General features: G+C 63.7%; 18 protein-coding genes. 3 read left to right on the forward strand and 15 right to left on the reverse strand.

Features of this window, described 5'->3' with window-relative positions; translation table 11 throughout:
- The first annotated feature begins 38 nt into the window (after nucleotides 1–38).
- Nucleotides 39–587: a peroxiredoxin gene (locus CSC67_RS11265; protein WP_118994614.1), complete on the forward strand. Its 549-nt coding sequence runs from the start codon at nucleotides 39–41 to the stop codon at nucleotides 585–587.
- Between the two features lie 4 nt (nucleotides 588–591).
- On the opposite strand, the gene CSC67_RS11270 is transcribed toward CSC67_RS11265, so the two are convergent.
- The 3 genes from CSC67_RS11270 to CSC67_RS11280 all read right to left on the reverse strand — a co-directional run bounded on the left by CSC67_RS11270 (nucleotide 592) and on the right by CSC67_RS11280 (nucleotide 3,773).
- Nucleotides 592–2,415 carry an alpha/beta fold hydrolase gene (locus CSC67_RS11270; RefSeq protein ID WP_245220202.1) on the reverse strand — a complete coding sequence of 608 codons (1,824 nt, stop codon included), beginning with the start codon at nucleotides 2,413–2,415 and terminating at the stop codon, nucleotides 592–594.
- Nucleotides 2,416–2,544: 129 nt separating this feature from the next.
- A complete protein-coding gene (gene ispF, locus CSC67_RS11275) occupies nucleotides 2,545–3,030 on the reverse strand; it encodes a 2-C-methyl-D-erythritol 2,4-cyclodiphosphate synthase (RefSeq protein ID WP_118994615.1) in 486 nt (161 codons plus the stop codon).
- Nucleotides 3,027–3,773: an IspD/TarI family cytidylyltransferase gene (locus CSC67_RS11280; protein ID WP_118994616.1), complete on the reverse strand. Its 747-nt coding sequence runs from the start codon at nucleotides 3,771–3,773 to the stop codon at nucleotides 3,027–3,029. The genes ispF and CSC67_RS11280 overlap by 4 nt, the downstream gene beginning before the upstream one ends.
- Nucleotides 3,774–3,800: 27 nt before the next feature.
- Here CSC67_RS11280 and mfd point away from each other — a divergent pair, with 27 nt between their 5' ends.
- Nucleotides 3,801–7,298, forward strand: coding sequence for a transcription-repair coupling factor (gene mfd / locus CSC67_RS11285; protein WP_118994617.1), 3,498 nt, complete (start codon nucleotides 3,801–3,803; stop codon nucleotides 7,296–7,298).
- 110 nt (nucleotides 7,299–7,408) lie between these two features.
- A complete protein-coding gene (gene serB, locus CSC67_RS11290; RefSeq protein ID WP_118994618.1) occupies nucleotides 7,409–8,254 on the forward strand; it encodes a phosphoserine phosphatase SerB in 846 nt (281 codons plus the stop codon).
- 629 nt (nucleotides 8,255–8,883) lie between these two features.
- On the opposite strand, the gene CSC67_RS21715 is transcribed toward serB, so the two are convergent.
- The 12 genes from CSC67_RS21715 to CSC67_RS11350 form a co-directional block, all read right to left on the reverse strand.
- Nucleotides 8,884–9,159, reverse strand: a complete 276-nt coding sequence (locus CSC67_RS21715) for a DUF2818 family protein (protein WP_425337648.1) — start codon at nucleotides 9,157–9,159, stop codon at nucleotides 8,884–8,886.
- A gap of 278 nt (nucleotides 9,160–9,437) precedes the next feature.
- Entirely contained in the window at nucleotides 9,438–10,922 is a 1,485-nt protein-coding gene (gene nuoN, locus CSC67_RS11300; protein WP_118994620.1) for an NADH-quinone oxidoreductase subunit NuoN, read from the reverse strand.
- A gap of 12 nt (nucleotides 10,923–10,934) precedes the next feature.
- Nucleotides 10,935–12,437 (reverse strand): NADH-quinone oxidoreductase subunit M, encoded by a 1,503-nt coding sequence (locus CSC67_RS11305; RefSeq protein ID WP_118994621.1) that lies wholly within the window; start codon nucleotides 12,435–12,437, stop codon nucleotides 10,935–10,937.
- A complete protein-coding gene (nuoL, locus tag CSC67_RS11310; protein WP_118994622.1) occupies nucleotides 12,434–14,446 on the reverse strand; it encodes an NADH-quinone oxidoreductase subunit L in 2,013 nt (670 codons plus the stop codon). Before nuoL ends, CSC67_RS11305 begins: the two co-directional genes overlap by 4 nt.
- A gap of 16 nt (nucleotides 14,447–14,462) precedes the next feature.
- Nucleotides 14,463–14,771 carry an NADH-quinone oxidoreductase subunit NuoK gene (gene nuoK, locus CSC67_RS11315; protein ID WP_017524981.1) on the reverse strand — a complete coding sequence of 103 codons (309 nt, stop codon included), beginning with the start codon at nucleotides 14,769–14,771 and terminating at the stop codon, nucleotides 14,463–14,465.
- Complete coding sequence (locus CSC67_RS11320) at nucleotides 14,768–15,382, reverse strand: NADH-quinone oxidoreductase subunit J (protein WP_118994623.1); 615 nt, start codon at nucleotides 15,380–15,382, stop codon at nucleotides 14,768–14,770. Before CSC67_RS11320 ends, nuoK begins: the two co-directional genes overlap by 4 nt.
- Before the next feature lie 16 nt (nucleotides 15,383–15,398).
- Complete coding sequence (gene nuoI / locus CSC67_RS11325) at nucleotides 15,399–15,887, reverse strand: NADH-quinone oxidoreductase subunit NuoI (RefSeq protein ID WP_118994624.1); 489 nt, start codon at nucleotides 15,885–15,887, stop codon at nucleotides 15,399–15,401.
- A 17-nt stretch (nucleotides 15,888–15,904) separates the two neighbouring features.
- The gene (nuoH, locus tag CSC67_RS11330; protein ID WP_118994625.1) at nucleotides 15,905–16,978 is read right to left on the reverse strand and encodes an NADH-quinone oxidoreductase subunit NuoH; all 1,074 of its coding nucleotides are present in this window, start codon (nucleotides 16,976–16,978) and stop codon (nucleotides 15,905–15,907) included.
- Nucleotides 16,979–19,306: an NADH-quinone oxidoreductase subunit NuoG gene (gene nuoG, locus CSC67_RS11335; protein ID WP_118994626.1), complete on the reverse strand. Its 2,328-nt coding sequence runs from the start codon at nucleotides 19,304–19,306 to the stop codon at nucleotides 16,979–16,981.
- Nucleotides 19,307–19,321: 15 nt separating this feature from the next.
- Complete coding sequence (gene nuoF / locus CSC67_RS11340) at nucleotides 19,322–20,689, reverse strand: NADH-quinone oxidoreductase subunit NuoF (protein ID WP_118994627.1); 1,368 nt, start codon at nucleotides 20,687–20,689, stop codon at nucleotides 19,322–19,324.
- Nucleotides 20,686–21,180 (reverse strand): NADH-quinone oxidoreductase subunit NuoE, encoded by a 495-nt coding sequence (nuoE, locus tag CSC67_RS11345; protein ID WP_118994628.1) that lies wholly within the window; start codon nucleotides 21,178–21,180, stop codon nucleotides 20,686–20,688. The genes nuoF and nuoE overlap by 4 nt, the downstream gene beginning before the upstream one ends.
- Before the next feature lie 36 nt (nucleotides 21,181–21,216).
- Nucleotides 21,217–22,473 (reverse strand): NADH-quinone oxidoreductase subunit D, encoded by a 1,257-nt coding sequence (locus CSC67_RS11350; protein WP_118994629.1) that lies wholly within the window; start codon nucleotides 22,471–22,473, stop codon nucleotides 21,217–21,219.
- Nucleotide 22,474: the final 1 nt, after the last annotated feature.

A 22,474-nucleotide genomic window follows, 5' to 3' on the forward strand; every position in this document is an offset into this window, starting at 1 on the left:
GCATAATTTGCTTATTGCAGGCGCATAAAGGAGAGCAAATGAAAACCGTAGGCGACAAGCTCGAGCCGTTCAAAGTCACCGGCGTCAAGCCGGGCTTCAATCTGCCCGAGGAAAACGGGGTGTCGGCCTTCGAAGACATCACCGAAAGCTCGTTTCCGGGCAGATGGAAGGTCATCTACTTCTATCCCAAGGACTTTACCTACGTATGTCCCACCGAGATCGTCGGCTTCGACCAGCTCAGCGCGCAATTCGAAGAGCGCGACACGATACTGATGGGCGGTTCGGTCGACAATGAATACGTCAAGCTCGCGTGGCGGCGTGCAGACCCCGAACTGGACAAGCTGAGCCACTACCAGTTTGCCGACATCACGGGCTCGCTCATCGACCAGCTGGGCATACGCCGCAAGTCCGAAGGGGTGGCCCTGCGGGCCACCTTCATCGTCGATCCCGACAACGTCATCCAGCACGTGTCGGTCAACAACCTCGACGTCGGGCGCAATCCCGAAGAGGTCTTGCGCGTGCTCGACGGCTTGCAGACCGAAGAGCTGTGCGCCTGCAACCGCCGCATCGGCGGCGCGACGCTGTAGAAGCCTAGCGTTCGACGGCCTTTCTCAGGCTGTCGAGCAGTTTTTCCGCCATGTCGGGGTCTTCGAAGTTGGACGCGGCCCGGACGCCGGCCGAACTGGCCTTCAAGGCCTCCGGCTTATCGTCGAAAGGCAAGGGCTTGCCCTGGCACTCGGTCAGGCGCTGCGAGGGCTCCTTGCCCAACAGATGATCCATGACCGCAAGGTCGACGCACTCGGTTTGATATACGATGAGGCCGTGGGCGCCTTCGTTCTGGACGCGCACCATATGGGCGGCCGGAAGCTGTTCGAAGGTTTCCATGGCGCCGCTGAGCGGCGTGGGCACATCGAACTGGCTTTGCAGCATCAGCAGCGGTGCATCCTTCAGGCTTTCCATTGAAGGCTTGGCTACGTTGGCCTTCCAGTCCCAGTAAAGACAAGGCTGCTTGGCGACCCGATTGCTGGCGATGGGCAGCGTTTGGGCCTGTTCGAAACCCGTGTCGATCCAGAACGCCTGGTCTTTATTTGCAAGAGGCTCGTCGTTGCAAACCACCGTATCCCAGACGGCCCCTCCAGTGTCGAGCGCAAACAGGTCGGGCTCGGCATAGAAGTTGGGGTCCTGCAGCATCCTGAGGCGCTGGACCAGATGCGAAGCCCTTCGCTTGAACAGCTCGTTGAGTGCTTCGTCGGCAAAGTAAGGGCCGCCGTTTATGAAGGCGATTTCTATGTCATTGAGCGACTTGCCCTGGCCGATGAGTTTCTGGGTTTCGATGGCGGCCTTGACGGAAGAAAGATAGCCGGGAATGACCGTCCGTTCGGCCCTGAAGCTTCCGCCGGTGTCGAGCAGGGCCTGGGTGACCTCGTGGCCCACGGTGTTCAGGTCGTCGACGATGGACTGGGCGCTTGTCCCCATGCCGAAGACATCGTCGTGCCTGGCGGCATACGGCGCCACATATTCCTTGAACGTGTGCACCTGCCCGTTCACATAGCTGATGGACGCATTGTGAATCGACTTGCTGAAGTTCATATTGCTGTCCAGCACCATGGGGCCCACTTTGTCGGGGAAGATGCCGGCATACCAGAAGCCCAGCCAAGTGCCGTACGATATCCCGTAGTAATGGAATTTTTCATCGCCCAGCAGATGGCGCATCAAATCCATGTCGCGTGCCGTGGCGTCGGTGTGGATGTAGTCGGCAACGGGGTTTTTCTGGCAATTGCTGGCCGTATAGCGCGCGATATCCGTCAGCCGGCGAATATTCTCGGCGCCATCGCCCCACTTGGTGTCGTCCGTCGGATAAATGAGCTCGTTGCCGACACACACGATATTGGTGCTGGCGCCCACTCCGCGCGGTGAAAAGCCCACGAAGTTATATGCTGCGCCCACCTCTTTGTATTTTCTGCCCAGTGCGGAATCCTCGTTTCCATTCGACAGCAGCATGGAAAACAGCAGGGAATTCATCTGGCCGTCGCCTCCCGGCCCGCCGGGATTGAAAAACAGATTGGGTTTTGTCTCGGCCGCCTCGGCGGCTTTTACACGCAGCATCGACACCGAAATCTGCAAACCATCCGGATTCTGATAGTCCAACGGGGCTTTGATGTCGGCGCACTGTACGCGGTCTCCCAGCTTGGCAGCGTGCTGCGCGAAATCGGCGGATGGCCCGTTTTCGGCGATATACCGGCTGCAGTCGCTCCAGTTGACCGTTTGGTTCTTATAGAAGGCAAGGGGATCGGGCTCCGGCTTGGGGGTGGGCTTGCCGTCGCCCCCGCTGCCGCCGCAAGCGGCCAGAGTAAGCGCCGCGGCGCAAGAAAGAAGAGTGATCGATACTTTCACGGGGATAAGGGGCGAGGTCATGGAGAGAAAGGTTTAGTTACCAACGGGAACTTTTTTTGTCGCAGTATACAGGCGCGCTGTACGCGCCGGAAGTCCCGGGTTCACCCCGGCATGACGATGGCGGCAGAAGGGAAAAGAGAGATCTACAGGCTAGCTGCGGGCCAGCAGCGCGACCACGGTGGCCGCTATGCCCTCCTTGCGGCCCAGGTGGCCCAGGCCTTCGTTGGTCTTGGCCTTGATGTTGACGGCGCTGGCTTCCAGGCCCAGGTCGGCGGCGATATGGGCCGCCATGGCGGGCGCGTGCGGACCGATCTTGGGCGCCTGGGCATGCACGGTGGCGTCGAGGTTCACTGCCTTCCAGCCCGCCGCTTCCACCTTGGCATAGGCTTCGCGCAGCAGACGGCGGCTGTCGGCTCCCTGGTAGGCCGGATCGGTATCGGGAAAGTGCCTCCCGATGTCACCCAGCCCCGCGGCGCCCAGCAAAGCATCGGTGACGGCATGCAGCAGCACGTCGGCATCCGAATGCCCCGCCAGACCGTGCGTATGGGGAATCTCGACCCCGCCTATGATCAGCGGCCGGCCCTCGACCAGCGCATGCACGTCGAAACCCTGCCCCACCCGAAAGGGAACGCTCATAACCATTTTTCCATCAGTTCGAAATCTTCCGGCCAGGTCACCTTGAAATTGCGCACCGAGCCCGGCACGAGCCGGGGCCTGTGGCCGGCCAGCTCCATGGCCGACGCCTCGTCGGTGACGGGCCGATGGGCCGCCTGAGCCTGCTCCAGGGCGTGCAATAGCTTGTGCGCGAGAAACATCTGGGGAGTCTGCGCCGTCCACAAGGCCTCGCGGTCGACGGTCGAATGCACCACGTAGCCGCTGTCTGTGGTACCCGCCCCGCCCGTCAGCAGGCAGGCGTCGCGCTCGGCCTCCACGGCCCGCTTGACGGTGTCGGCCACCGGCAAAGCCAGCAAGCCGCCCGTTCCGTGAGCAAGGCAGGAGTCGATCAGCCTGGCCAGGGCCTGGGCCGGCAGGCCGGGACGGGCCGCGTCATGCACCAGGACCCAGTCCTTGGGTCCCGGCGCGGCCTCGCGCAGGGCGGCCATGACGGTCCGGGCGCGGGTAGGCCCGCCGCAAGGGCGAACCGCCACCCGGGAGAGGCCGGCCAGGGCCGGCCCGGCCAGGTCGTCGCCCGCCGCCACGGCCACCAGCACGCGCTCGATGCGCGCGTCGGCCAGCAGCGCCCGCACCGCGTGCCGCAGCATGGGTTCGCCGCGCAAAAGGCGGTATTGCTTGGGCTGAGGCGTCTGATCCGGCGCCGGCTGCTGCGCGCGCTGGCCGACCCCCGCGGCCGGAACGATGGCGATCAATTTATCTGGCATGCAAAGATTTTATAATGACAGCCTGAAATGGCTACGACTTCTTCCCTTTTGCTTCCTTCCATTCCTTCCATTCCGTCCCTCATCAAGGCCCTCAAGCCCGGCCAGCGCCACGCGGCGCCGACCCCGCCCGGCTCGGGCGATGCCTGGCTGCTGGCCGACCTGGCGCGGCAGGCATCGCGCCCTCTCGTCGTCCTGTGCGCCGACCCTTTGACGGCACAGCGCCTGGCCGATGAAATCAGGCTGTTCGCGCCGCAATTGCGCATACGGCAGCTGCCCGATTGGGAAACCCTGCCCTACGATAATTTCTCGCCGCACCAGGATCTGATTTCAGAACGGCTGCAGACGCTTCATGCCCTGCTGCAGGGTACGGTCGACATTCTGACGGTGCCCGTGACGACGGCGCTGTACCGCCTGGCCCCGCCCGCCTTCCTGGCCGCCTATACCTTCTCGTTCCGGCAAGGCGACCAGCTCGATGAAGAAAGCCTGCGCCGTCAACTGACCCTGGCCAATTATTCTCACGTCACGCAGGTTACCGCGCCCGGAGAGTTCTGCATACGCGGCGGCCTCATCGACCTGTTCCCGATGGGATCGGTGCTGCCCTACCGGCTGGACCTTTTCGACGACGAGATCGAATCCATCCGGGCTTTCGACGTCGACAGCCAGCGCAGCCTCTACCCGGTCAAAGAGGTGCAATTGCTGCCCGGCCGCGAGTTTCCCATGGACGAGGCCGCGCGCAACCGTTTTCGTGCGGGTTTTCGCGAGTTCATCGAAGGCGATCCCTCGCGCGCCCTGCCCTACAAGGACATCGGCAACGGCATCGCGTTTGCCGGCGTGGAATACTATCTGCCCCTTTTCTTCGAAGAAACCGCCACTCTCTTCGATTATCTGCCCGCCGATACACTGACCGTTTCAGTGGGCGACATCGACGAAGCCATGCGCGGCTTCGCCCAGGATACGCATAGCCGCTACCAGTTCCTGAAAAGCGACCGCGAACGGCCGGTGCTGCCTCCCGGCATGCTGTTCCTGGATTCCGAAGCGCTGTTCCTGCGGCTCAAGGACTTTGCCCGACTGGCCCTGACTGCCGGCGGGTCGCATCCCGATTTTTCAAGCGTGCCCGACGTCTCGGTAGCGCGGCGGGCCGAGAACCCGCTGGCGCGCCTGCAGGCCACGCTGCAACAGCCGGAATTGCGGCTGGCGCTGTGCGCCGACTCGGCCGGGCGACGGGAGACCCTGCTGCAGATGCTGGCCGAATTCGGCATCGCGCCCGACGCCGGGGCCGATACGCTGCAGGAGTTCCTCGACAACGACAACCATTTCAGCGTCATCGTGGCGCCGCTGGCGGCCGGATTCTTCCTGCCCGGCAGCCGCCTGATGCTGCTGACCGAGAACGACCTTTATCCCAACCAAACGCATGCTCTGCGCCGCAGGCGCCGAGCCCAGGAGCGCAGCAGCGATGTCGAGGCCATGGTGCGCGATCTGTCGGAGCTGCGCGAAGGCGACCCGGTCGTCCACGCCCAGCACGGCATAGGCCGCTACCACGGCCTGGTCGACATGGATCTGGGCGAAGGCAAGATGGAGTTCCTGCATCTGGAGTACGCCAACGGCAGCACGCTTTATGTGCCGGTCTCCCAGCTGCACGTCATCGCCCGCTACAGCGGCGCCGACCCCGAAAGCGCTCCCCTGCATCAGCTGGGCTCGGGCCAGTGGGACAAGGCCCGCCGCAAGGCGGCGCGACAGGTGCGCGACGCCGCGGCCGAACTGCTGGCGCTTTATGCCCTGCGCGCCGCGCGCGAAGGCTACGCTTTCAAGCTGCCGCTGAACGACTACGAGGCCTTCGCCGAAGGCTTCGGCTTCGAAGAGACGCCCGACCAGTCTGCGGCCATCGAGGCCGTCATCGGCGACATGACCTCGGGCAAGCCCATGGACCGGCTCGTCTGCGGCGACGTGGGCTTCGGCAAGACCGAGGTCGCCTTGCGCGCCGCCTTCCTGGCGGTGGCCAACAACAAGCAGGTGGCGCTGCTCTGTCCCACCACGCTGCTGGCCGAGCAGCACGCGCAGACCTTTGCCGACCGCTTCGCGGACTGGCCGGTAAAGGTGGTCGAGCTGTCGCGCTTCCGTTCCAGCAAGGAAGTGGCGGCGGCGGTGCAGGGCCTGAAGGACGGGACGGTGGACATCGTCATCGGCACGCACAAGATTCTGTCCAAAGAGGTTTCGTTCAAGCGTCTGGGCCTGGTCATCATCGACGAGGAACACCGTTTCGGCGTGCGCCAGAAGGAAGCCCTCAAGGCGCTACGCGCCGAGGTCGACGTGCTGACGCTCACGGCCACCCCTATTCCGCGCACCCTGGGCATGTCCCTGGAAGGCATACGCGACTTCTCGGTCATTGCCACCGCGCCGCAAAAGCGCCTGGCCATCAAGACTTTCGTGCGACGCGAAGACAACAGCACCATACGCGAAGCACTGCTGCGCGAACTGAAGCGCGGCGGCCAGGTGTACTTCCTGCACAACGAGGTCGAGACCATCCACAACCGGCGCGCACGGCTCGAAGAGCTCGTGCCCGAGGCCCGCATTGCGGTCGCCCACGGCCAGATGCCGGAGCGCGAACTCGAGGAGGTGATGAAAGGCTTTTACCAGCAGCGCTACAACGTGCTGCTGTGCACCACCATCATCGAAACGGGCATCGACGTGCCTTCGGCCAACACCATCGTCATCCACCGCGCGGACCGGCTGGGCCTGGCCCAGCTGCATCAGTTGCGCGGCCGCGTCGGCCGCTCGCACCATCAGGCCTATGCCTATCTGCTGACCCCGGGCGAGGACGCCATCACCAGCAACGCCAAGAAGCGGCTGGAAGCCATCCAGGCCATGGAGGAGCTGGGCGCCGGCTTCTACCTCGCCATGCACGACCTCGAGATACGCGGCACGGGCGAAGTGCTGGGCGAATCGCAATCGGGCAACATCCATGAAATCGGCTTCTCGATGTATTCGGAAATGCTGAACACGGCGGTGCGCGCGCTGAAGGCCGGCGAAGAGCCCGACCTGGAAACGCCCTTCGCGTCGACCTGCGAAGTCAATCTGCATGCTTCGGCGCTGCTGCCTCCGGACTACTGCCCCGATGTGCATGCGCGGCTGGGGATGTACAAGAAGCTTTCGCACGCACGCAGCGAAGACGACCTCATCCTGATCCAGGAAGAGCTGATCGACCGCTACGGGAAACTGCCCGAGGCGGCGCAGACGCTGCTGGCCACCCACCGGCTGCGCCTCATCGCCGAGCCGCTGGGCATCATCAAGATAGACGCCAGCGAAAGCCAGGCCATGATACAGTTTTGCGCCAAGCCCAATATCGATCCGATGCGCATCATCCAGCTGGTGCAAACCCAGCGGCACGTGAAGCTTGCGGGACAGGACCGCATCAAGATCGAGATCAAGCCGGCGCCCGGCGGCAAGGACGATTCGCGTCAGGCCCAGGCCGGCAAGGTCGCGACCCGTATCGACGCAGTGCGGTCGGTGCTGCGTGCGCTGGCGTAGGCGCCGCCGGCGCACTGCGCTTCGAGCCGGCCCGCCGCAAGAACCGCGTCGGGCCTTCCGGCACAATTACCGATTCATCAACCCCCTTGTATCCCTAAGACTCTCCAGCCATGAGCCACCTCATACTCCAGTCCCCCGCGCTTCGCGCCGAGAACGTTGAACAGATCGCCGCGCTGGCCAACGCCCAAGGCGTGCATAGCCTCGGCAACACCGCGGCCCACCTGCTGGGCGTCGACGAAGGCGAACGCGGCGAGATCGGCCGGCGCTGCGATGACCTGGGCATCGACTACGCGTTTCTGGACAGCATCCGCAGCCTGTCGGAATGCAGGATACTGGCCATGGACATGGACTCGACGCTGATCAACATCGAATGCATCGACGAGATCGCGGACATGGTGGGCCGCAAGTCTCAGGTCGCGGCGATCACCGAGGCGGCGATGCGCGGCGAGATCGCCGACTTCGCCGAAAGCCTGCGCCGCCGCGTCGCCCTGCTCGAAGGCGTGCAGGCCTCAGACCTGGAGCGCGTCTACGTCGAGCGCCTGTGCCTGAACGCGGGGGCGGAACGGTTGATCGAAACGGCGCATGCGGCGGGCGTGAAGACGCTGCTGGTGTCGGGCGGCTTCACGCTGTTCACGCAAAGGCTGAAGGAACGACTGGGCCTGGACGAGGCGCACGCCAATGTGCTGGAAGTGGAAAACGGGGTCCTGACGGGCAAGGTGCTGGGGCCGATCGTGGATGCGCAGGGCAAGGCGGACCGGGTTTCGGACCTGGCTCGGCGGCTGGGCGCGACGAAGGACCAGATCATCGCGCTGGGCGACGGCGCGAACGACTTGAAGATGCTTGCGCTGGCGGGATATTCGGTGGCCTATCGGGCCAAGCCGGTGGTGCGTGAGCAGACGCGGTTTGCGATCAACTACAGTGGGCTGGATGCAGTGTTGAATTGGTTCAAGGCTTAAGGTTTGACGACGCTGCGTCACCAGTAAGGTTCTTTGTTCTAGTCCCGTCCCTGCGCTGCGGGGGTGTGCTTGGGCGGGCAGCGGCGGTCGGCCCTTCGGGCACGCCTGTCCGCTTCGTCCGGGGCTTACGCCCTCTCCCTTCAGCGGCGCCTGGCTCTCCCACCAATGCCCGCCCAAGCACACCCCCACATCACAGGGACTGCACCGGAGTAAGTAGACGGCTCGCGTGCGAGGCCACACAATTCGAAATCTTGAGGCGCGGGGCGGGTGGGTATTTTGGGCGACGTCCGAGCAAGCCGAGTACCCTGTCATTTTCGGGGAGGCAAGCCCGCAGCTGTTTGAGCGGCCGCTTGGCGGACCACTGGTCCGCCGCCGCGAGTTCTGCGGGCGCCCCGAAAATGATAGGGTAGGAGGGAAGCCCGGCGCAGCCGGGCCGCAGCGAGCGGCGCCCAAAATACCCACCCGCCCCGCGCCGGCTTAAGTACTTATATGGTTGAAGTGTCGGAGCAGAGAGACATTAAGAACTTGCGACCGCCTAGCGTACCGACCGTTCAAGTATTCTCCCACCCCACTTATTACCGTCGATAAGGAACTGAGCAGCGCAAGGTTAACCATGGCGACCGAGCAGCCTACGCCTTCCGCCCAGCATGATGGCGACGCAGCAAATAGCGCAGCACGAAGCCGGGATAAGCCAGCACAAGATATAGGCTGAGGGTAATGGCGTAGAACTCCCAACCCTGCTGGAAGGGATTGCCGATATTCGCTTCGAAGGCGAAGCCCAGAGTGCCGACCATCAGGTACAGCACCAGCACCTCGATCAGCCGGGCCAGGAAAGGCTTCTCCACCGCCACGCGGCGAAAACGCCAGCCGGGGTAGGACAGCAGCAGTACCGCCCCAATGGCCACCGCCAGCAGCTTGCCCAGGAAGAGCGCCGCCGATGCAGCGTCGGCGCCTATGATCAGCGCGCCGCCGATCAAGTCCAGCGCCAGCAGGCACCAGCCCGCCAGCAGTGCAAAAAAGACAATCGACTCCAGCACGCGAAGCAGTGCCGGGCGAGCCGGCTCGCCCGGCTGAGCCCACGGCAGCGCCAGCAGATGGCGCTGCAGCAGGAACGGCAGGCTTGCCGTGCCGAACGCCAGCAAAATGACCACCCAGACTGCCAAAGACTGATCCATGACGGCCGCTAGAAGCCCAGTGAAGTTTCAATGGCGCGAACGCAAAGCGCCATGAGACCGCCGGGCAGTATGCCCAGCGCCAGGATCGCCAGGCCGTTGAGCGACATCAGGCCATTGGGCAGCACGCCGCTGGGCGCGGACAGCACTTCGCCTTCAGGCTCGTCGAAATACGCCATCTTGACGATGCGCAGATAGTAGAAAGCGCCCACCAGCGAAAACAGCACCGCCACGACGGCAATCGACACATAGCCCGCGCCGACCAGGGCCTGCAGCACCGCCAGCTTGGCATAGAAGCCCACCATGGGCGGAATGCCGGTCAGCGAGAACATGGACACCAGCAGCACGCCGGCCAGCACAGGACTGCGCTGGTTCAGGCCCTTGAGGTCGGCAATGCGCTCGCAATCGAAGCCCTTGCGGCTGAGCAGCAGGATCAGGCCGAAAGTGGACAGCGTGGTCAGCACATAGGTCAGCATGTAGAACAAGGCCGAACCATAGGCCTGGCCGGTGGCGGCGGCCTGGTCCTCGACCACGCCCGAAAGCAGTCCCAGGAACACGAAACCCATGTGCGAGATGGTGGAGTACGCCAGCATGCGCTTGAAGTTGGTCTGCACGATGGCGGTCAGGTTGCCGATGGCCAGCGAGAGCACGGCCATGATCAGCAGCATGGGCTGCCAGTCGAGCGCCAGGCCGTGCAGGGCCTCGGTAAGCAGGCGCAGCACGATGGCGAAGGATGCGATCTTGGGCGCCGCGCCCAGGATCAGGGTCACCGACGTGGGCGCGCCGTGGTAGACGTCGGGCACCCACATATGGAAAGGCACGGCGCCCAGCTTGAACGCCAGGCCCGCGACGACGAAGACAACGCCAAATACCAGCGCCAGGCGGTTCGCGTCGCCGGCGGCGATGGTTTGCGCGATACGGGCCAGATCCAGGTGCCCGGTGGCGCCGTAGATCATGGAAAGGCCGTACAGCAATACACCCGAGGCCAGCGAGCCCAGCACGAAATACTTCATGGCCGATTCGACGGCGGGCATGTGGTCGCGGCGCAGCGCGATCAGGGCGTACAGGGCGAACGACATCAGTTCCACACCCAGATACACGGTAAGCATGCTGCCGGCCGAGATCATGACCATCTGGCCCAGCAAGGCAAAAAGCGTCAGCGTATACAGCTCGCCGCCGTTGTCGAGCATGTCGCGCGCTTCGGCGTACGAACGGCCATAGATCAAGGTGACCGCCACCGCAATGTAGGAAGCGATCTTCAGCAGATGGGCCAGGGGATCGACCACGTACAGGCCGTGGAAGGTAGAGCCGGCCGTGCCGTTGGACCATTGCACCGCGCTGACCACGGTGACGGCCAGCAGCGTGGCAAGGCTCAGCACAAAGGTCAGGTGGCGTTGCGAAGCCTTCGAGAACGCATCGATCAGCAGGATTGCCGCGGTGAGGACCAGGAGCAGAATCTCGGGCAGCGCCAATGCGAAGTGAAAATGGTTTTGCATAGTGATCCAGGCCTACAGTTTCGAAATGGAGACGTGCTGCAACAAGGCCTGTACCGACACATGCATGACGTCCGTGAACGGTTTGGGGTGGATGCCCATGTAAAGCACCATGATCGCCATAATTCCCAGGATGAAGAACTCGCGCGCGTTCAGGTCGGGCATGGCGCGCACATTGTCGTTGCCGATTTCGCCGAACGCCACCCGCTTGAGCATCCAGAGGGAGTAGACCGCCCCCCAGATGAGGGCGGTAGCCGTCAGCAGGCCGATCCAGAAGTTGTATTCGACCGCGCCCATGATGACGGTGAACTCGCCCACGAAGCCGCTGGTGGCCGGCAGGCCGCTGTTGGCGAGCGAGAACAGCACGAAGAAAGTGACGAAGCGCGGCATGACGTTGATCACCCCGCCGTAGTCGGCGATGCGGCGCGTGTGCATGCGGTCGTACAGCACCCCGATGCACAGGAACATGGCGCCCGACACGAAGCCGTGCGACACCATCTGCACGATGGCGCCCTCCATGCCGGCCGTGTTGAACAGGAAGAATCCCAGCGTGACGAAGCCCATGTGGGCGACCGACGAATACGCCACCAGCTTCTTCATGTCGTCCTGCACGATGGCGACCAGGCCGATGTAGATGACGGCGATCAGCGACAGCGCGATCATCAGGCCGGCCAGGCTGTGCGAGGCGTCGGGCGCGATGGGCAGCGAGAAGCGCAGGAAGCCGTAGGCGCCCAGCTTGAGCATGATGGCCGCCAGCACCACCGAGCCGCCGGTGGGCGCCTCGACGTGGGCGTCGGGCAACCACGTATGCACCGGCCACATCGGCACCTTGACGGCGAAGGCGGCCAGCAAGGCGATGAACACCAGCACTTGCGCGGTCTGGCCCAGCGGCAGCTGGTGCCAGGTCAGGATGTCGAACGAGCCATCGGCCGCATGCCACAGATAGATGAAGGCGACCAGGGTCAGCAGCGAGCCCAGCAAGGTATACAGGAAGAACTTGAACGCCGCATAGACCCGGTTGGGGCCGCCCCACGCGCCGATGATGAGGTACATCGGAATGAGGGTGGCCTCGAAGAAGACATAGAACAGCATGCCGTCCAGCGAGGCGAACACGCCCACCATCAAGCCCGACAGGATCAGGAAGGCGCCCATGTACTGCGCCACGCGCTTGGTGATGACCTCCCAGCCGGCCAGCACCACGATGACCGTGATGAAGGCCGTCAGCAGCACGAACCACAGCGAGATGCCGTCGATGCCAAGATGGTAGTTGACCGCGAAGGTCTCGATCCAGGGCGCTTTCTCGACGAACTGCATGTCGGCCGTGCCGGGATTGAAGCCCGTGTACAGGGGCAGCGTGACCAGGAAGCCCAGCACCGAGCCGGCCAGCGACAGCCAACGCGTGAGCCCCGGCCTGTCGTCTCGGCCCAGAAGCAGGACGATCAGGCCGGCGACGATCGGCACGAAGATCGATAGAGTCAGCCAGGGAAAAGTTGAAGACGCCATGTCGCTAGCCATCAGTGAACCGTCAGCACGAAAAAGGTTAAGAACGCCATGATGCCGATGATCATGGCAAAGGCGTAGTGATAGATGAAGCCGGACTGCAGGTGCCGGCTAATGGCCGCCACCCAGCCCACGACCTTGGCGCTGCCGTTCACGACGATGCCGTCGATGAAGCCGCGGTCGCCGCCCTGCCACAGTCCGCGGCCCAGGCCGAGCGCCAGGCGCGACACCACTTGCTCGTTGAACCAGTCGGCATAGTATTTGTTCTCGAGCAGGCCATAGACGCCCGACAGGCTGCGGCGCAGGGCCGCCGGCACCGCCGGATTCACCATGTAGCAATACCAGGCGACCACCAGGCCGGCGATCATCAGCCAGAACGGCACGGTAACGAATCCGTGCAGTGCGTAAGCCAGCCAGTCATGCCAGTGAGCAGCCAGCTCGGCCATGGCGGGATGCTCGGCCAGCACCGTGATGGAGCCTTCGAAGAAACCGCCGAACAGCATGGGATCGATCAGCAGCGCGCCCGCGATCACCGACGGTATCGCCAGCAGCACCAGGGGCAGCGTCACCACCCACGGCGACTCGTGCGGCACGCCGCCATGGTGGCCATGGTCGTCGGCGTGGCCGTGATCGTCCACATGGCCATGGCCCGTGGTGTCGAACCTTTCTTTGCCGTGGAAGACCAGGAAGTACACGCGGAAGGAATACAGCGAGGTCACGAACACGCCGATCAGGGTGGCGTAGTAGGCGAAGCCCGCGCCCCATACGTTGGCCGCGCCGGCGGCTTCGATGATGTGCTCTTTGGAATAGAAGCCCGCGAAGAACGGCGTACCGACCAGCGCAAGCGTGCCCACCAGGAAAGTGATCCAGGTGATGGGCATGTACTTGCGCAGGCCGCCCATATTGCGGATGTCCTGGTCGTGATGCATGCCGATGATGACCGAGCCGGCCGCCAGGAACAGCAGGGCCTTGAAGAAGGCGTGGGTCATCAGGTGGAACACCGAGGCCGCGTAGGCCGAGGCGCCCAGGGCCACCGTCATATAGCCCAATTGCGACAGGGTGGAGTAAGCCACGACCCGCTTGATGTCGTTCTGGATGACGCCCAGGATGCCCAGGAACAGCGCGCCGATGGCGCCGATGACGATCACGAAGGACAGCGCAGTGGACGACAGCTCGAACACCGGCGAGAAGCGGGCCACCATGAAGATGCCCGCGGTCACCATGGTGGCCGCGTGGATCAGCGCCGAGATGGGCGTGGGGCCTTCCATCGAGTCGGGCAGCCAGCTGTGCAGCGGCACCTGCGCCGATTTGCCCATGGCGCCCACGAACAGCGAGATGCAGGCCACGGTGACCAATTGCCAGTCGGTGCCCGGGAAAGGCAGCGCGGCGAGCTTGTCGGTCTGCTCGAACACCTGGCCGTAGTGCATGCTGCCGGTATAGGCGAACAGCAGGCCGATGCCCAGGATGAAGCCGAAGTCGCCCACCCGGTTGATGACGAAGGCCTTCATGTTGGCGAAGATGGCCGTGGGCCGCTTGAACCAGAAGCCGATCAGCAGGTAGGACACCAGGCCCACTGCTTCCCAGCCGAAGAACAGCTGCAGCATGTTGTTCGACATGACCAGCATCAGCATCGAGAACGTGAACAGCGAAATGTACGAGAAGAAACGCTGGTAGCCCGGATCGTCGGCCATGTAGCCGATGGTGTAGATGTGCACCATCAGCGACACCGAGGTGACGACCACCATCATCATGGCGCTGAGCGAATCGATCAGGAAGCCGATTTCGATCTGGATGTCGCCGATGGCGTTCCAGATGTAGACGGTGCCGTCGAAAGTCTGGCCGTTCAGCACCTGGAACAGCACGACCACCGAGCCGATGAAGGAAACGAGCACACCGAGGATGGTGATGCAATGCGCAGCGCTTCGGCCCACGAAGCGGCCCAGGAAGCCGGTGCCGAACAGGCCCGTGATCATGGCCCCGACCAGCGGCGCCAGCGCGATAACGAGATAGAGACTGGTTGAACTCATAGTATCGGTAATCCCATCAACCCTTAAGCTGGTCTAGTTCTTCGACGTTGATCGTATTCAGGTTGCGGAACAGCAGCACCAGGATGGCCAGGCCGATGGCCGCCTCGGCCGCCGCGACCGTCAGGATGAAGAAGACGAACACCTGGCCCGACATGTCGCCGAACCAGGTGGAGAACGACACGAAGTTGAAATTGGCGGCGAGCAGGATGAGCTCGATCGACATCAACAGGATGATGAGATTGCGGCGATTCAGAAAAAAACCGAATACGCCCACGGCAAAGAGAATGGCGCCCAGTATCAGATAGTGGGCCAGCGTGATTGTCATTTTGTGTCCTTGCTGCTTGATTCGGTCTGCGACGGGATGCTGACCAGGCGCAGGCGGTCATGGGCGCGCACGCGCACCTGCTCGGAAGGATCGGTGCGCTTGACGTCGCGGCGCTTGCGCAGCGTGAGCGCGATGGCCGAGACCATGCCGACCAGCAGGATGACGGCGCCCACCTGCACGGCAAAGACGTATTCGCCGTACATGAGGCTGCCCAGGGCGCGCGTGTTGTTGAAGTCGGCGCCCATGTCCGCCTGGGGGCCGAAGCCGTACCACAGCGTGGCCAGAACGAAGGCCAGTTCGAGCACCATGATGGCCCCGATGACCGAGCCCATGGCCATGTAGGTCTTGAAGCCGCGTCGCAGGGTTTCCATGCGCACGTCCAGCATCATGACCACGAACAGGAAGAGCACCATGACGGCGCCCACGTATACCAGCACCAGCAGCAGGCCCAGGAACTCGGCGCCGGCCATCACCCACAGCATGGAAGCCGTGAAGAAGGCGAGAATCAAGTGAAGCACGCCGGTGATCGGGCTGGCCGCGGCGATCACGCGGATCGCGGCATACACCAGCACGAACGACAGGATGTAGAACAGGACGGAATAAAAAGTCATGAGTTCAGCCCCGATGTCAGCGGTAAGGCGCGTCGGCTTCGCGCCGGCGGGCGATTTCTGCTTCGTAGCGGTCGCCGACCGCCAGGAGCATGTCCTTGGTGTAGTAAAGGTCGCCGCGCTTTTCGCCGTGGTATTCGTGCAGGTGCGTCTCCACGATGGAATCGACGGGACAGCTCTCTTCACAGAATCCGCAGAAAATACACTTGGCCAGGTCGACGTCGTAGCGCGAGGTGCGGCGCGAGCCGTCCTCACGCTCGTACGATTCGATGGTGATGGCCAAGGCCGGGCAGACCGCCTCGCACAGCTTGCAGGCAATGCAGCGCTCTTCGCCGTTGGGATAGCGGCGCAGCGCGTGCAGGCCCCGAAAACGCGGCGACGCGGGCGTTTTTTCCTGCGGATAGCGCAAGGTGACCTTGCGGCGGAAAAAATACTTGCCGGTCAGCCGCATACCCTTGAGCATCTCGGACAGCATCAGGCTGCCGAAGAAATCTTTGATAGCTTCCATATCTAGCCCCAGTCAGTCTATTGCCATATGTTCCAAGGCGTCTGCATCCAGATCGCCACCACCAGCAGCCAGACGCCGGTGACGGGGATGAATACCTTCCAGCCCAGCCGCATGATCTGGTCATAGCGATAGCGCGGGAAGGTCGCGCGGAACCATATGAACAAGGAGACGACGCAAAAAGTCTTGATTCCCAGCCACAGCCAACCCGGCACCCAGGTAAAGGGCGCGAAGTCGAAAGGAGCCATCCAGCCGCCCAGGAACATGATGGACGCCACGGACGACAGCAGGATCATGTTGGCGTACTCGCCCAGGAAGAACAGCGCGAAAGCCGTTCCCGAGTACTCGACCATGTGGCCGGCCACGATCTCGGACTCACCCTCGACCACGTCGAAGGGATGGCGGTTGGTCTCGGCCACCGCCGAGATGACGTAGATGACGAACAGCGGCAGCAGCGGCAGCCAGTTCCATGACATGAAGGTGACGCCGCGGTCGGCGAACCAGCCGCTGCCCTGCCCCAGCACGATCTCGCTCATGTTGAGCGAACCGGACACCAGCAGAACGGTAAGCAGCACGAAGCCGATCGCCAGTTCGTAGGAGATCATCTGCGCCGAGGCGCGCATGGCGCCCAGCAAGGCGTACTTAGAGTTCGACGCCCAGCCCGCCACGATGACGCCGTATACGCCCAGCGACGTGACCGCCATGATATACAACAGCCCGGCATTGACGTTGGACAGCACCAGTTCGGGACCGAACGGGATCACGGCCCAGGCGGCCAGCGCCGGCATCAGCGTGACGACGGGCGCCAGCAGGAACAGCACCTTGTTCGACTTGCTGGGCAGCACCAGTTCTTTGGTCAGCAGCTTGAACACGTCGGCGAAAGGCTGCAGCAGGCCCTTGTAGCCTACCTGGGTCGGCCCCAGGCGCGCGTGCATGGCGCCGATCATCTTGCGTTCCCAGTAGGTCAGGTAGGCCACCATCAGGATGACCGGCACCGCGATCACCACGACCTTGACCATCGTCCACACCACATACCAGGCGGTCGGGCCGATGAGGCCGCTTCCGAAGGCTTCCAGTTGATTCAACCAATCCATTTAGGCACGCTCCACCGAAATCTCGCCAAACGAAGCCCCCAGCGGCAGGGTCTCGGCAAACGCCGTGGAAATCCTTACGGCTCCGTCCGCCACCGCGGCGTCGAGCTCGGCCTGCAAGGCGGCTTCGCCATGAGCCGACCGCGCGCGCACCGCATCGCCATCCTGCAGCCCGAGGCTTTGCAGCGTGGCCGCATTCATGCGGGCCGTGGGCTTGCGCGAGGCCGCCGTCTGCTGAAGCGGCTCGGCGCGCCGCACCAGGGCGTCGCTGCGATAGATGGGCACGTCGGCAACGCGCTGCAGGCCCTGCGCGCCCCGCCCCAGCCCGACAGGCCCGGCAACCTGATTGGACAGGCGCTCTTGGATGCCGTCGACCAGCACGGTGTCGCGCACCGTCTCGGAGGTCTCGTCATCGAAGCCGGCAAGCTGCAGCAGGTTGCCCAGAACACGCAAGACCTTCCAGGCCGGACGGGTGTCGCCATAAGGCGCGGCCGTGCCCTTGAAGCTTTGCGTGCGCCCTTCGGCATTGACGAAGGTGCCCGAGGTTTCGGTAAACGGCGCAATGGGCAGCATGACGTCGGCCCATTCGGCGGCGGCCGAATAATAAGAGGTCAGGGCCACCGCGAACTGGGCGTTCTTGAGCGACTGCACGGCCTGTGCGCCGTGGTCGGAATCGAAGGCCGGCTCGGCGTGCAGCACCACATAGCCCTTGAGGCCTTCTTGCAGCATCTGCTCGGCCGTCAGCCCGCCGGCCTGGGGCACGGCGCCGGCCAGGTAGCCGCCCACCGTATTGCCGCCCGGCGTCAGGAAGCCCAGGCGGGCGCCGGCGGCTTGCGCCAGCGCCTGTGCGTTGGCGGCGATCAGGGCCGCTTCGGGCGAGGACACCGCCATATTGCCCAGCATGATGGCCGTTCTTTCGCCGCCTGCCAGGCTCGCTGCAAGCCGGCGGGCCTCTTCAGAGGGCTCGACCGATGCGAAGGCTTCGGGCACGTCCTGCTGATTGGCCTTGGCCCAGGCGACCAGCACCTGCGCCAGGGCATGTGGGATGCCGGCCGGCGCCACGGTGTAACGCGCCGCAACCGGAAACAGCGGGTCGTCGGCGGCGCTGTCGATGAAGGCGACGCGGGTGCCCTGCTTGACCGCCTGGCGCAGGCGCTGAGCCAGCAAGGGGTGGTCTTTGCGCAGGAAGGAGCCGACCACCAGCACGCGGTCGAGCTGCGCGAATTCTTCGACGGACATGCCCAGCCAGGGCACGCCCGACAAGGCCGAATCCAGCGCCGGATCGTTGTAGCGCAGGCGGAAGTCGACATTGCTGGAACCCAGGCTGCGCGTCAGCCGCGCCAGCAGGGCCAGCTCTTCGACCGTGGCGGTATGGGCGCCGACGGCGCCCAATTGTTCGGCGCCGTGATCTTCACGCACCTGGTTCAGGCCGCGCACCACCGCCTGCAGCGCGTCGGCCCAGGAGGCCTCGTGCCATTGCCCCGTCGCGTCGCGCACCATGGGATGGCCCAGGCGGTCTTCGGTGTACAGGCCGGTATAAGAGAAACGGTCACGATCGCTGATCCAGCATTCGTTGACTTCGTCGTTCTCGAAAGGCACGACGCGCAGCACGCGGTCGCTCTTGACCTGCACCACCAGATTGGCGCCCAGGCTGTCATGCGGGCTGATCGAGCGGCGCCGGGCGAGCTCCCAGGTACGGGCCGCGAAGCGGAAGGGCTTGGAAGTGAGCGCACCCACCGGGCACAGGTCGATCATGTTGCCGGACAGCTCGGATTCGACCGCGCGGCCGACGAACGACGTGATCTCGGAATGCTCGCCGCGGTTCAGCATGCCCAGTTCCATGATGCCGCCGATCTCCTGGCCGAAGCGCACGCAGCGCGTGCAATGAATGCAGCGGGGCATTTCCTCGGCGGAGATGAGCGGACCCATGGGCTTGTGGAACACCACGCGCTTTTCTTCTTTGTAGCGCGAGGCCGATTCGCCGTAGCCCACGGCCAGGTCCTGAAGCTGGCACTCGCCGCCCTGGTCGCATACGGGGCAATCGAGCGGGTGGTTGATGAGCAGAAATTCCATGACGCTTTTCTGGGCGGCCACGGCTTTTTCCGAGCAGGTGTGCACCACCATGCCGTTGGTGGCCGGGGTGGCGCAGGCCGGCATGGCCTTGGGCGCCTTCTCGACTTCGACCAGGCACATCCGGCAGTTGGCGGCAATGGAGAGCTTCTTGTGATAGCAGAAATGCGGCACGTACAAGCCCAGCTTGTGGGCCGCATGCATGACCATGCTGCCCTCGGGGACTTCAACCTTGTTGCCGTCTATGGTGAGTTCAACCATTAGCTTGTCCTGACCCTACAGATATTTGGGCACCACGCAGCTTTTGTGCTCGATGTGGTGTGCGAACTCGTCGCGGAAATGCTTGATGAAGCTGCGCACGGGCATGGCGGCCGCATCGCCCAGGGCGCAGATGGTGCGCCCCATGATGTTGGAAGCCACCGAATCGAGCACGTCGAGGTCTTCGGGGCGCCCCTGGCCGTTCTCGATGCGCTGGATCATGCGATACAGCCAGCCCGTGCCCTCGCGGCACGGCGTGCACTGTCCGCAGCTTTCTTCGAAATAGAAGTACGACAGGCGCATCAGCGACTTGACCATGCAGCGGGTCTCGTCCATGACGATGACCGCGCCCGAACCCAGCATGGATCCGGCCTTGGCGATGCCGTCGTAGTCCATGGTGGTCTGCATCATGATGTCGCCGGGCAGCACGGGAGCGCTGGAGCCGCCCGGAATCACCGCCTTGAGCTTGCGGCCGCCGCGCATTCCGCCGGCCAGCTCGAGCAGTTCCGAGAACGGCGTGCCCAGCGGCACTTCGTAATTGCCGGGCAGCTCGACATCGCCCGACACCGAGAACAGCTTGGTGCCGCCGTTGTTGGGCAGGCCCGTCTCGAGGTAGGCCTGGCCGCTGTTGCGGAAAATCCAGGGCACGGCGGCGAAGGTCTCGGTGTTGTTGATGGTGGTGGGCTTGCCGTACAGGCCGAAGCTGGCCGGGAACGGCGGCTTGAAGCGTGGCTGGCCCTTCTTGCCTTCGAGCGACTCGAGCAGCGCGGTTTCTTCGCCGCAGATATAGGCGCCGTAGCCATGGAAGGCGTGCAGCTGGAAGCTGAAGTCGGAACCCAGGATGCGGTCGCCCAGAAAGCCCGCTTCGCGCGCTTCTTCGAGGGCCTCTTCGAAGCGGTCGTACACTTCGAAGATTTCGCCGTGGATGTAGTTGTAGCCGACGCTGATGCCCATGGCATACGCGGCGATGGCCATGCCTTCGATCACGATGTGCGGGTTGAAGCGCAGGATGTCGCGGTCTTTGAAAGTGCCCGGCTCGCCCTCGTCGGAGTTGCAGACCAGGTACTTCTGGCCCGGCAGGTTGCGCGGCATGAAGCTCCATTTCAGGCCGGTCGGGAAGCCCGCGCCGCCACGCCCGCGCAGGCCCGAGGCCTTCACTTCGGCGATGACGTCCTCGGGCTTCATGCCGGTGGTCAGGATCTTGCGCAGGCCTTCGTAGCCGCCGCGCTTGACGTAGTCCTGCAAGCGCCAGTTGCTGCCGTCCAGGTCGGCGACGATCTGCGGCTTGATGTGCCGGCCATGGAAGATCATGCTGCGCGGCAGGTCGCCGCCGGGCGCGACGTCGAGCCCGTGCGAGAACTGGCTGAGTATTTCCGGAGCGTTCATGCCGATTCTCCGTGCCGTTTGAGTTGCTCGATCATAGAGTCGATTTTCTCGGGCGCCATGCGAACGCACATGTGCTTGTTGTTGACCAGCAGCACCGGCGAATCGCCGCAAGAGCCCATGCACTCGCCTTCCATCAGGGTGAACATGCCGTCTTCGGTGGTTTCATGGAAACCGATGCCCAGCTTCTCGCTGAGGTATTCGGCGGTCTTCACGCCGTCGCGCAAGGCACAGGGCAGATTGGTGCACACCGTGATCTTGTAGCGCCCCACCGGCTTGGTGTTGAACATGTTGTAGAAGGTCGCGACCTCTTGCACCGCGATGGGCGGCACCTGCAGGTAGTCGGCGACGTCTTCGATGATTTCGGTCGAAACCCAGCCTTGCTCGTCCTGGGCGATGGCAAGCGCCGCCATGATGGCCGATTGCTTCTGATCGCCCGGGAACTTGGTCAATTCCCTATCGATTTTTCGGTAGGCTTGTTCGGAAAGCAGCATAATTTGAATCCGGTTTATACCTGGTTTGGGCGCCGCCTAGCGGTCGATTTCGCCGAACACGATGTCCAGCGTGCCGATGATGGTGACGGCATCGGCGATCATGTGGCCGCGCGACATTTCGTCGAGCGCCTGCAGATGCACGAAACCGGGCGCCCGGATCTTCAGCCGATACGGCTTGTTGGCGCCGTCGGACACGATGTAGGTGCCGAACTCGCCCTTGGGATGCTCGACCGCCGCATAGGCTTCGCCGCGCGGCACGTGCATGCCCTCGGTAAACAGCTTGAAGTGGTGGATGAGGTCTTCCATGCCCAGCTTCATGCGCTCGCGCGCCGGCGGCGCCACCTTGTGGTTGTCGATGATGACCGGCCCCGGGTTGTTGCGCAGCCATTCGACGCACTGGCGGATGATGCGGTTGCTTTCGCGCATCTCGGCGACCCGCACCAGATAGCGGTCGTAGCAGTCGCCGTTGGTGCCCACGGGAATGTCGAAGTCGAGGCGGTCGTAGACTTCGTAGGGCTCCATCTTGCGCAAGTCCCACTCGACGCCCGAGCCGCGCAGCATGGGGCCGGTGAAGCCCAGCGCCTTGGCCCGCTCGGGGTCCACGACGCCGACGTCGACCAGGCGTTGCTTCCAGATGCGGTTGTCGGTCAGCAGCGTCTCGTATTCGTCGATGCAGGTGGGAAAGCGGTTGGTGAAGTCTTCGATGAAATCGAGCAGCGAACCCGAACGCGCCTCGTTCATGGCCCTGAGTTCTTTGTCGCCGCGATACTTGCTGCTGGCGCCATACTGCGGCATGGCGTCGGGCAGATCGCGATACACGCCGCCCGGCCGGTAGTAGGCCGCGTGCATGCGGGCGCCCGAAACGGCCTCGTAGCAGTCCATCAGGTCTTCGCGCTCGCGGAAGGCGTACAGGAACACCGCCATGGCGCCCACGTCGAGCCCGTGCGAACCGATGGACATCAGGTGGTTGAGGATGCGGGTGATCTCGTCGAACATGACGCGGATGTACTGCGCCCGCAGCGGCACCTCGATGCCCAGCAGCTTCTCGATGGTCATGACATAGGCGTGCTCGTTGCACATCATCGAGACGTAGTCCAGGCGGTCCATGTAGGGCAGCGCCTGCAGATAGGTCTTGTGCTCGGCCAGTTTCTCGGTGGCGCGGTGCAGCAGGCCGATATGCGGGTCGGCGCGCTGGATGACTTCGCCGTCCAGTTCGAGCACCAGGCGCAGCACGCCGTGCGCCGCCGGATGCTGGGGCCCGAAGTTCAGGGTGTAGTTCTTGATTTCTGCCATG

Source organism: Pusillimonas caeni, assembly GCF_003545815.1.
GTDB classification, from domain to species: domain Bacteria; phylum Pseudomonadota; class Gammaproteobacteria; order Burkholderiales; family Burkholderiaceae_B; genus Pusillimonas; species Pusillimonas caeni.